Origin of the sequence: Undibacterium sp. Ji50W (assembly GCF_049340445.1) — a bacterium.
Taxonomy (GTDB): domain Bacteria; phylum Pseudomonadota; class Gammaproteobacteria; order Burkholderiales; family Burkholderiaceae_D; genus Undibacterium.
On the sequence record NZ_JBMPOX010000009.1, the window covers coordinates 189968 to 199809 of the forward strand.

A 9842-nucleotide genomic window follows, 5' to 3' on the forward strand; every position below is an offset into this window, starting at 1 on the left:
GGCCTAGCATGGGTGCAGTCCTGGCCATAGCATGGGCCCTGGTGGTGTGCCTGTTATTGGCACATAACGCCTATTTGTGGCTGGGCAAACGTATTACGCCCGACACCGACATCCTGGCTTTGTTGCCGGTGCAGGAACGCGACCCGGTATTGCAGCAATCCTTTGCGCATATGGTGGACACGGCCCAGCAAAGGGTGGTGGTATTGATCGGTGCACCTGACTGGGAACAGGCAAAACGCGCGGCACAGGCGTATAACGCCGTCATCGCCACTCGCGCCGATCTGTTGACGCCAACCACCATCAACGACCAGACCCAAAGCGACTGGTTGACAGCTTTTCAAAAGAATAGCCTGGGTTTGCTGACTGCACAGCAAGAGCAGCAACTGCGCACGCAACCAGCGCAGTTCTGGACCGAGACTGCACTGGTCAAAATGTATGGTGCTTTTTCCGGTCCCAAACTGGGTTCCTTCCAGGATGACCCTTTTGGTCTTTTCAGTGGCTGGGTACAGGAGAGGGCGCAGGAAACGCCAGTCAGACCGCGTGACGGCATGCTGTTTGTTGCTGATGCAGAAAACCAGTATGTGCTGTTGCCCTTGAGCCTGAAACCACCAGCATTCTCATTGACGGCGCAGGAAGCCGTGCTGCCGTTGCTGACACAGGCTGCCAATGCCGCAAGGCAGGCTACACCGGGTGTACAGATCATCAGTGCTGGCGTGGTATTGCATGCCGCCGCCGCCGGGCAACAGGCGAATGCGGAAGTATCGACCATCGGTGTCGGTTCCCTGGCCGGTATCATTTTGCTGATGTGGTTCAGTTTCCGCTCGTTGAAACCCATCATGCTGATCCTGATGTCGATAGGCATAGGTTTTCTGGGTGCGATGTCGGTCTGCTGGCTGTTGTTTGGCGGCATACATTTGCTGACACTGGTATTTGGTGCCAGTCTGATTGGGGTGGCACAGGATTACGGTATTTACTTTTTATGTAACCGTTTGAATGCCGATGCAGAACTCGATTCCCATCAATTGCTGAAGCGCCTGCTGCCTGGCCTGGGCCTGACTTTGCTGGCGGCGGTGATCGGTTATCTGGGCCTGGGCCTGACACCATTCCCCGGCTTGCGGCATATGGCGGCATTTTCTGCCCTGGGCCTGCTATTTGCCTGGCTGACGGTAGTCTGCTGGTTTCCGCATCTGGTGCGTGCTGGCGGTTTGAAAAGCGGCAAACTGGTGGCCTGGTACAGTGCTGTGCTGTGGCATTGGCCGCGTCTGAGAATGAATCGCTATGGTATAGGCATACTGCTGGCATTTTCATTGCTGGTACTGTTTGCCTGTTCCAGGCTGGGTGCAAATGACGACATCAGGTTGTTGCAAACACCGCCAAAACAGTTGGTGGCAGATCAGATCAAGCTTGGCAAATTGCTGGATGCGCCGACCCCGGTGCAGTATTTCCTGGTACGCGGCGCTTCGGCAGAAATGGTGTTGCAACGCGAAGAAATCCTGAAACGCAAGCTGGAGACCATGATAGCAGCACACACCATCTCCGGTTATCAGGCACTGTCCAACTGGGTGCCTTCGGCACAGACACAGGCGACACGGCGGCAGTTGATAGAAGAAAAACTGCTGGCCGACGGTGGCCCCTTGTCGCAACTGGCGGTCAAGGTGGATGAAGAGGCGAGCTGGGCTGCCGGTATCCGTGCGCATTTGCTGCAGCCTTCTGAAGGCATGAGCGTAGACAGTTTCCTGAAAACTGCCGCCGGCGAACCCTGGCGGCATTTGTGGCTGGGCCGTATCGGTAATGAATATGCCAGCATTGTTGCCCTGCGCGGTGTGAACTATGCCAACGCCGGTCTGACATCCCTGCAACATACCGCCGATGGTCTGGAAGGCGTGCAGTGGGTCGATAAAGTCAGTGAAATTTCTTCGGTACTGGGGCGTTATCGCGCGTATATGGGCTGGGTAGTCTGTGCTGCCTATGGGCTGGTATTTGCCTTGCTGTGGCCGCGTTATCGCCGTCATGCATGGCGCGTGCTGGCGCCGACCATGGTCGCCAGCCTGGCCACGCTGACCCTGTTTGGGCTGGCCGGACAAAGCCTGCAATTATTCCATGTGCTGGCGCTGATGCTGCTGCTGGGGGTAGGGGTTGATTACGGTATTTTCATGCAGGAACATGCAGACAGACGCAATGCCACGCCCTGGCTGGCGGTGGGTCTGTCTGCGGCGAATACCATCTTGTCCTTCGGTTTACTGGGACTGAGCCGCACGCCGGCATTGCAGGCATTTGGGCTGACCATGCTGATTGGTACCAGTCTGGTCTGGCTGATTGTGCCGTGTTTTACTTCTTCCGGGAGCCATCATGCGCCACCTGTTCAGTCATAAAATAGTCGCACTTCCCGTGTTGCTGATGCTGGCGATATTGTCTGGCTGCGCAACTGCACCGCCAGCATCCAATCAGGCTCGTCTGGGTTTGAAGTTGCCACCTGCCAGCCTGGGTGAAAATTTTAGCGTGCAGCAACATCTGAAGGTGGAACGCAATGGCCGCATCGATGAACTGGATGCTGCACTGGAAGTGGATGGCGGGCAACTGGAGCTGGTAGGTCTGGCTTTTGGTCAGCGCGTGTTAAGTCTCAGCTATGATGGCAAGGAACTCAAATCCTGGCGTCATATGATGTTGCCGGCACAGGTCAAGGCCGAAGATGTGCTGGAAGACATGCAATTGAGTTTGTGGCCAGTGCAGGCGATTGCCCAGGCGCTGCCAGCGGGCTGGCGCATTGAAGAGCGGGGTTTGCGCCGGCTACTGTATCTGGAGAATGAACTGGTGGCCAGCATAGACTATAGCCGCATGCCGCGCTGGAGCGGCACCGTGGTCTTGAACAACCTGCGTTATCACTATCGCCTGACCATACAGTCGGCACCTTGAAGCTATTTTATTTATGAAGCTGTATTTACATCACTGTGGCGTGGTCTGTGCCCTGGGTGACAATCACCAGGAGATCAGGCGCCGCTTGCTGGAAGAAGCCGGTACCGGCCTGCAGATGACCGATACCTGGTCGGCGGGACGGGTATTGCCGGTAGGCCAGGTGCGCGGTATGTTGCCGGATGTCAGCCATTTGCCAGTCACCTTGCGCAGCCGCAATAATCAACTGGCGCTGGCTGCACTGGCACAGATCCGCGAGGCGGTAGATGTCGCCATACAGCGCTTTGGTGCTGACCGTGTCGGTATCGTCATCGGTACCAGCACATCCGGCATTGCCAGCACAGAGAGCGCCATGCGGGCTTACCACGAGCACGGCAGCCTGCCATCGTCGTTTCAATATGCAGTGCAGGAAATGGGATCACCGGCTGCCATGCTGGCCCATGAACTGGGCACGGGTGGGCCAGCTTATACCCATTCCAGTGCCTGTTCTTCCAGCGCCAAGGCCATGGCAAGTGCCGCCCGCCTGATCAAAATGGGCGTGTGTGATGCGGTGGTGACTGGTGGTGTGGATAGCCTGTGTGAATTTACCGTGGCCGGTTTTTCTGCACTGGAATCAGTCAGTACAGAATTTTGCAACCCGCTCAGCGCCAATCGCAAAGGCATCAATATTGGCGAAGGCGCTGCGTTCTTTTTGATGACTGCCGAGCCCGCACCCGCAACCGCACCCAGTGCCGTGGCGTTGTGTGGCTGGGGTGAATCTTCGGATGGTCACCACATGTCAGCACCTGATCCCGCCGGTGGTGGTGCCCGTATGGCGATTACCCAGGCCCTGCAGCGTGCCGGTATTGCACCATCCGAGGTCGACTATATCAACCTGCATGGTACGGCCACGGTGCAGAATGACGCGATGGAATCACGCGTGATCCAAGACATATTTGGTGCTGCCGTTGCTGTCAGTTCCACCAAGCCATTTACCGGGCATGCCCTGGGGGCTGCCGCTGCCATTGAAGCGGCACTGTGCTGGCTGGTGATGCAGGATGACAATCCGCAAGGCTTATTGCCGCCACATCTGTGGGATGGTATTGCTGATCCACAATTGCCTGCCCTGCATATCGTGGCACCACGGCAGCAGGCAGGTAAACCATTGCGCTGGATAGTCAGCAATTCTTTCGCCTTTGGCGGATCGAATGCATGTCTGGTGCTGGGGAAGACAGAATGAATCGAACAAACACAACTATATTTCCGCCAGTGCGCAGCCTGGTCCCGCATGACGGCGAAATGGTCTTGCTGGACAGGATAGTGGCAGCCGACGCCGAAACCCTGACCGCTGAAGTGGCGATCCGGCCAGAAACCCTGTTTTGCAAACCGCAAGGTGTGGATGCCTGGGTCGGCATCGAATACATGGCGCAGGCGATAGCCGCCCATGCCGGTTATCTTGCCAGCCTGCGCGATGAACCGGTGAAGGTTGGCTTTTTGCTGGGAACCCGGCGTTACGATTGCAGCCAGCCGGTGTTTGCCACTGGCAGCGTATTGGAAGTGCAGGTACAGCGGGTCTTGCAAGGTGATAATGGATTAGGGGCATTTGAGTGTGGCATCCGTGATCAGGCAACAGGCACGTCGCTGGCTATTGCCACCATCACGGTATTTCAACCGGCTGATGCCAAAGAATTTCTGCAACGGAGTGAGAGATGAGTAAGAGTGTATTAGTAACCGGATCTTCACGTGGCATAGGCAAGGCCATCGCCTTGCGTCTTGCCCGCGATGGCTACGATATCGTATTGCATTGCCGTAGTCAGCGTGAAGAGGCTGAGCTTGTCGCGACTGAAATTACCAGTATGGGCCGGGCCGCCCGCGTATTGCAGTTTGATATCAGCGAACGGGATAATGCGGCAGCGCTGTTGCTGGCAGATGTGGAAGCGCATGGTTGTTATTACGGCGTGGTCTGCAACGCCGGCGTGGCAAGGGATAATGCTTTTCCGGCCATGTCGGGCGAAGACTGGGATCTGGTCCTGAATACCAATCTGGATGGTTTCTATAATGTCCTCAATCCCCTGGTCATGCCCATGGTACAGCGCCGCCAGCCGGGTCGCATCATTACCATGGCCTCGGTGTCTGGCCTGATCGGCAATCGTGGCCAGGTCAACTACAGCGCAGCCAAGGCGGGTATTATTGGTGCCAGCAAGGCACTGGCAATAGAATTGGCCAAGCGTGCCATCACCGTCAATTGTGTGGCACCAGGCTTGATAGAAACTGACATGATCAGCGAAGTACCGCTGGAAGAAGCTTTGAAAATGATACCGGCACGCCGTGTCGGCAAGCCGGAAGAGGTCGCCGCTGTGGTCAGTTTCCTCATGCATGAAGATGCAGCGTATGTGACACGACAGGTCATATCGGTGAATGGAGGTATGGCATGAGTTTGGGTATGAACATGAGTATGAATCTGCAAAATCGCCGCGTCGTCGTGACCGGCATGGCTGGCATCAGCCCTCTGGGTAATGACTGGCCGGCTATCCGCAAGCAGTTGGGTGAATTCCGCAATGCCGTCGTGCGCATGCAGGAGTGGAGTGATTATGAAGGTTTGAATACACAACTGGGGGTACCGGCTGCACCCTTTGAACTGAATGAACGCTACCACCGCAAAGCCACCCGCAGCATGGGCAGAGTGGCCCTGATGGCGACCCGCGCCAGTGAAATGGCACTGGCTGATGCCGGCTTGCTGGACGATCCTTTGCTGACCAGTGGTAAGATGGGAATCTCTTTCGGCTCATCGGCAGGTACGCCCAGTGCCATCGGTGATTTTGGCCGCATGATGGAAGAACGCACCACCAAAGGCATCAATGCAACCACCTATATCAAAATGATGGCGCATACGGCACCAGTCAATATTGGTGTGTTTTTTGGCTTGACCGGTCGCGTCATCACGACTTCATCGGCCTGTACATCAGGGAGCCAGGGTATAGGTTATGCCTATGAAGCCATACGCAGCGGCAAACAAATTGCCATGATTGCAGGCGGTGCTGAAGAATTATGCGCCACCGAAGCGGCCGTGTTCGACACCCTGTTTGCCACCAGCGTGCGCAATGATAATCCGCAAGATACACCACGGCCTTTCGATGCCGGTCGTGACGGCCTGGTGATAGGTGAAGGTGCCGGTAGCCTGATACTGGAAGAGCTGGAACATGCACAGGCACGCGGTGCAAGAATTTATGCCGAGCTGGTCGGTTTCGGTACCAATAGCGATGGCTGCCATGTGACGCAACCGAATGCAGAAACCATGAAGATCGCCATGCAACTGGCGCTGGAAGATGCACAATTGCAGCCATCCGACATCGCCTACGTGAATGCGCATGGCACTGGTACGCAGCAGGGTGATATCGCCGAAAGCCAGGCTACCGCCCAGGTGTTTGGCAATGCCATCCCCATCAGTTCACTGAAAAGCTATATGGGGCACACCCTGGGCGCATGCGGCGCACTGGAAGCCTGGATCAGCATAGAAATGATGCGTGAAGGTTGGTTTGCCCCCACCATCAATTTGCAAGAACTTGATCCACTATGCGCAGAACTGGATTACATTCGAGGCGAGGGCAGGGCCATTGATTGCGACTACGTGATGTCGAACAACTTTGCATTTGGCGGTATCAATACCTCTTTGATTTTCAAAAAATATCCTTGATGATCTGGCGTGCTGATAGCGGGTTTTTAACCAGGAGATGGAACATGAAAAAATTGATTTCAACGGTAATTGCATTGGCCACACTGTCTGGATTTGCATTGCCGGTTATGGCTGCCGACAACGTAGTGATGTTGCCCATTGCAACAGCAATGGCCAGCAATAATGCACCGTATAGACTGGGCGACAAGGTGAAATATTATTTTGGTAATCAGGCCACGCCACCTGTCCTGAAAAAAATCCTTAATGATCAAACCAACAAAAAAACAAATGCCTTGAATAAGTCGACGGAGCAAGCGTGCAACTGGGTTTTTTTATCCGCCATGTTGCAACTGAAAAAGCGTGCTGAAAGTTCAGGTGCCAACGCCGTGATCAATATTGTCAGCAACTATGACAATGTTGAAAAATCAAGCGAAACAGAATTTGAATGCCATGTTAATGCCTTGATGGCTGGTGTTGTCCTTAAGGCAGATTTTGTGACAATAGCGGACAAATAAAATGGAAACAATGCACCATCTAGTGTGCATTGTTCTACAACAGATCATCTCATCATTTTTTAAGGACTCATAATGACTCTTGCCTTACAGCGCGGTTTTTTAATTTCCATGGTATTTGCACTCAGTCTTTTACAGGGTTGCGCCACGTCGGTAAAAGCTACTTCCATGCAGAATCCACCTCCATCTGAAGCTTTTTCCGGATTTGGACGTATCAGGGTTCAGCCAGTTGTATTCCGACCAGGTTATGATGGTGATAAATCCGGTTTGGTCAAGATCAATCAAAATATCCAGGAAGATCTGGCGAGTTCTTTGGCAAACTGGAACATGCGTCCAGATAATGGCCGTGTGCTGATCATTGAACCTGTGATTGAGGAAATGGAATTCAAGCATGGCGTCAAGCGCGTAATGCTGGGGCCTCTGGCTGGCAGTTCCGGCGTGCTGATGCGCATGAAGATCACTGACGGCAATGGTAAAGTAGTTGCGTTGCCGGAGTTTTTCCAACGTGCCAACGCAATGGCTGCCGGTTTTGTATTTGGTGTGCATGACAATTTGATGTTGACCAGAGTTGCGAATCTTGCCAGCCGCTATATTATGGATAACTACAGTAGCGCCATTGGCGGACAAACGGGCGCAGATGAAAAAGCGCTGGCCAGATAATAAAGCCAGTTATGCCAGATCATACAGCCAGTCTCTTTCTGGTCAATATCACCGATATTGATCTGGCTGCTTATCTGCCCTGGTTAAGTAAAAACGAAGTGCTGCGTTATCAGCGCTTCGTTAAAAGAGAAAGACAGCGCCAGTTCCTGGCTGGGCGTGTGCTCTTGCGTCAAAGCCTGAGTCAATTGCTGGACGTACCGGTCAGCACATTGCAACTGACTGAACGTCCGGGCAATGCGCCACGGCTGGATTTTCCGGCTTGCCCTGAGCTTGGCTTCAGCCTTTCGCATAGCGGTAACTGGCTTGCCTGCGCGGTCAGTGCCGACAGCAGGCTGGGTCTGGATATTGAATTGTTGAATCCCGACCGCGATTTTTCTGCGCTGGCATTGCAGGCTTTTGATGCTGCCGAAAATGCCTGGCTACATCAACAGGACGCGGGTAGCCGGGTGCGTGATTTTTATCAACTATGGACCAGTAAGGAAGCGCATATCAAACTGAATGTTGCCAGTGCAGAATGCCTGCACTTCCAGCATCCTGAATTGTCCATCACACTATGCAGTGCCAGGCAGTTCACATCTCCGCCACAACTCCTGCACATTGGTTTGTCAGCGGAATAAACTCCAGAACCAGTTCCATATACCCGGTAACTTTGGCGGATTGCTGGCATCTTTCACCACCCTTGCCAGGGCTGCGTGTTCCAGTTCTTCCCGGTTATCGTAAAATGGTTTTTCACTGGTGGGTATGTCCAACTCTTTGGCGACATCCAAAAGAATTTCCAGATACTCTTCCAGATGATTGGCGGTATAAGGATTGATGTCGTGAAAGGTAACGACGATGGGCGTTACCCCATCCACCGCAGGCATTTCGTTGTTGCACCAGTGCGGGCGTACTGCCAATAACAGCTTGCGCATATTGCGGTGCTTGGTCAGGCTGAAATTAATGCCATAAATAATGCCGTCATTGGCACTTAAATCCGTCAACAGCATTTGCAAGCCATGGCTGTGATAGGTATCCAGCGTGCGTGCATCATAATTCCAGAAGGGCGGGCGTACCAGCTTGGGGGCAATACCCGTAATGCCCGTCAGGTCAGTGATACCCAATGCCAGTGAAGCATTGAATTCATCTTCTGTCAGATAGCGATGATTGGAATGCCGTGGCGTCGCGGTATGAAAGGCCAGCAAATGCCCTTCATCCACTTCGCGTTTCAGCAGGCTGCGACCGTACTCGGTTCCACCGCCATTGACTGCCCGCGTCTGGGTAAAGAAGACCGCCTTGATATCTGACTGATACGGGTTTTTCGACAAAGTCCCTAATACTTTTTCTGTCGGATTGTTTGGTCGCACAGCACTGGGGCCATCGTCAAAGCTCAGCAGGTAACGAATTGGCGCAGGATTGCCCTCACAGGCATCGGCAGCTGACGATGCATTACACAAAGCCGCCATCAGCAGGGCCAGCAAGCAGGGGGCAACGAATTGCCTGTTACGGAAGGTAAACAAAGTCGGAATGCAGTTTTTGCCAGAAGGCCCGTATTGTATCTGCCCTCCAGGAATTTTTCTTGCCCATTCTACCGAGGCTCAGGGCTATAGAGTTTCAGAATGTTTGCGAGGTGAATGTAAATATTTCTTGAGGGTAATTTTACGGGAAGCCCAACGACAATCCATACCTGCATTTTCCTTGCCCTTGCCCAGATGAATGGCTAAACCACCCTGGGGAAGTCGTCAGTGGCTTAATTGACGACTTTTGATGTGTTGGTCTTGAGATGATTACTGAGACAGCTACTGAGTTAACGTAAATTAACATTCAAGTTTTTGGCGAGATAAATATTTGTGATATTAGTCACAAGTAAATCAAGATTGGCGTGATAGTCTTTCGCAACCCACGTTTGTAATATTGTGTAACCAGGTCAACACGCCCTAATGCAATTCTGGTTTTTTTGAATTAATTCGTCAGAGATATTAAATAAATGGCCAATACCACTGCAGATATCCAAAAGCTTTACATCGCTTATTTCAACCGTCCAGCGGACCCACTGGGTCTGGCATATTGGACAGCGTCCAGCCTGTCCCTCAAAGACATCGCTCAAAGCTTCTCCGTACAAAAGGAATACG

General features: G+C 53.2%; 10 protein-coding genes. 9 read left to right on the forward strand and 1 reads right to left on the reverse strand.

What is annotated here, in order from left to right; translation table 11 throughout:
- Positions 1-8 precede the first annotated feature (8 nt).
- The 9 genes from ACO0K9_RS15225 (at position 9) to ACO0K9_RS15265 (ending at position 8351) form a co-directional block, all read left to right on the forward strand.
- On the forward strand, positions 9-2372 hold the full coding sequence (locus ACO0K9_RS15225) for an MMPL family transporter (protein WP_422986313.1): 2364 nt from the start codon (positions 9-11) through the stop codon (positions 2370-2372).
- Complete coding sequence (locus tag ACO0K9_RS15230; protein ID WP_422986315.1) at positions 2350-2913, forward strand: DUF3261 domain-containing protein; 564 nt, start codon at positions 2350-2352, stop codon at positions 2911-2913. The genes ACO0K9_RS15225 and ACO0K9_RS15230 overlap by 23 nt, the downstream gene beginning before the upstream one ends.
- A 13-nt stretch (positions 2914-2926) precedes the next feature.
- Positions 2927-4129, forward strand: a complete 1203-nt coding sequence (locus ACO0K9_RS15235) for a beta-ketoacyl-ACP synthase (protein ID WP_422986317.1) — start codon at positions 2927-2929, stop codon at positions 4127-4129.
- Positions 4126-4602 carry a 3-hydroxylacyl-ACP dehydratase gene (locus ACO0K9_RS15240; protein WP_422986319.1) on the forward strand — a complete coding sequence of 159 codons (477 nt, stop codon included), beginning with the start codon at positions 4126-4128 and terminating at the stop codon, positions 4600-4602. Before ACO0K9_RS15235 ends, ACO0K9_RS15240 begins: the two co-directional genes overlap by 4 nt.
- Positions 4599-5324: a 3-oxoacyl-ACP reductase FabG gene (gene fabG, locus ACO0K9_RS15245; RefSeq protein ID WP_422986321.1), complete on the forward strand. Its 726-nt coding sequence runs from the start codon at positions 4599-4601 to the stop codon at positions 5322-5324. Before ACO0K9_RS15240 ends, fabG begins: the two co-directional genes overlap by 4 nt.
- Positions 5321-6583, forward strand: coding sequence for a beta-ketoacyl-ACP synthase (locus ACO0K9_RS15250; RefSeq protein WP_422986323.1), 1263 nt, complete (start codon positions 5321-5323; stop codon positions 6581-6583). Before fabG ends, ACO0K9_RS15250 begins: the two co-directional genes overlap by 4 nt.
- Positions 6584-6627: 44 nt before the next feature.
- The gene (locus ACO0K9_RS15255) at positions 6628-7077 is read left to right on the forward strand and encodes an excinuclease ATPase subunit (protein WP_422986325.1); all 450 of its coding nucleotides are present in this window, start codon (positions 6628-6630) and stop codon (positions 7075-7077) included.
- 72 nt (positions 7078-7149) lie between these two features.
- Complete coding sequence (locus ACO0K9_RS15260) at positions 7150-7734, forward strand: hypothetical protein (RefSeq protein WP_422986327.1); 585 nt, start codon at positions 7150-7152, stop codon at positions 7732-7734.
- 11 nt (positions 7735-7745) lie between these two features.
- On the forward strand, positions 7746-8351 hold the full coding sequence (locus tag ACO0K9_RS15265) for a 4'-phosphopantetheinyl transferase family protein (protein WP_422986329.1): 606 nt from the start codon (positions 7746-7748) through the stop codon (positions 8349-8351).
- On the opposite strand, the gene ACO0K9_RS15270 is transcribed toward ACO0K9_RS15265, so the two are convergent.
- Positions 8340-9230 (reverse strand): polysaccharide deacetylase family protein, encoded by an 891-nt coding sequence (locus ACO0K9_RS15270; protein WP_422986331.1) that lies wholly within the window; start codon positions 9228-9230, stop codon positions 8340-8342. The two genes, ACO0K9_RS15265 and ACO0K9_RS15270, sit on opposite strands and share 12 nt — an antisense overlap.
- Between the last annotated feature and the right edge of the window lie 612 nt (positions 9231-9842).

What these genes read in the sequence shown, in the direction of transcription:
- ACO0K9_RS15240 (WP_422986319.1), top strand. Translation starts at nt 4,126, where the DNA reads ATGAATCGAACAAACACAACTATATTTCCGCCAGTGCGCAGCCTGGTC.
- ACO0K9_RS15265 (WP_422986329.1), top strand. Translation starts at nt 7,746, where the DNA reads ATGCCAGATCATACAGCCAGTCTCTTTCTGGTCAATATCACCGATATT.
- ACO0K9_RS15230 (WP_422986315.1), top strand. Translation starts at nt 2,350, where the DNA reads ATGCGCCACCTGTTCAGTCATAAAATAGTCGCACTTCCCGTGTTGCTG.
- fabG (WP_422986321.1), top strand. Translation starts at nt 4,599, where the DNA reads ATGAGTAAGAGTGTATTAGTAACCGGATCTTCACGTGGCATAGGCAAG.
- ACO0K9_RS15235 (WP_422986317.1), top strand. Translation starts at nt 2,927, where the DNA reads ATGAAGCTGTATTTACATCACTGTGGCGTGGTCTGTGCCCTGGGTGAC.
- ACO0K9_RS15250 (WP_422986323.1), top strand. Translation starts at nt 5,321, where the DNA reads ATGAGTTTGGGTATGAACATGAGTATGAATCTGCAAAATCGCCGCGTC.
- ACO0K9_RS15255 (WP_422986325.1), top strand. Translation starts at nt 6,628, where the DNA reads ATGAAAAAATTGATTTCAACGGTAATTGCATTGGCCACACTGTCTGGA.
- ACO0K9_RS15225 (WP_422986313.1), top strand. Translation starts at nt 9, where the DNA reads ATGGGTGCAGTCCTGGCCATAGCATGGGCCCTGGTGGTGTGCCTGTTA.
- ACO0K9_RS15260 (WP_422986327.1), top strand. Translation starts at nt 7,150, where the DNA reads ATGACTCTTGCCTTACAGCGCGGTTTTTTAATTTCCATGGTATTTGCA.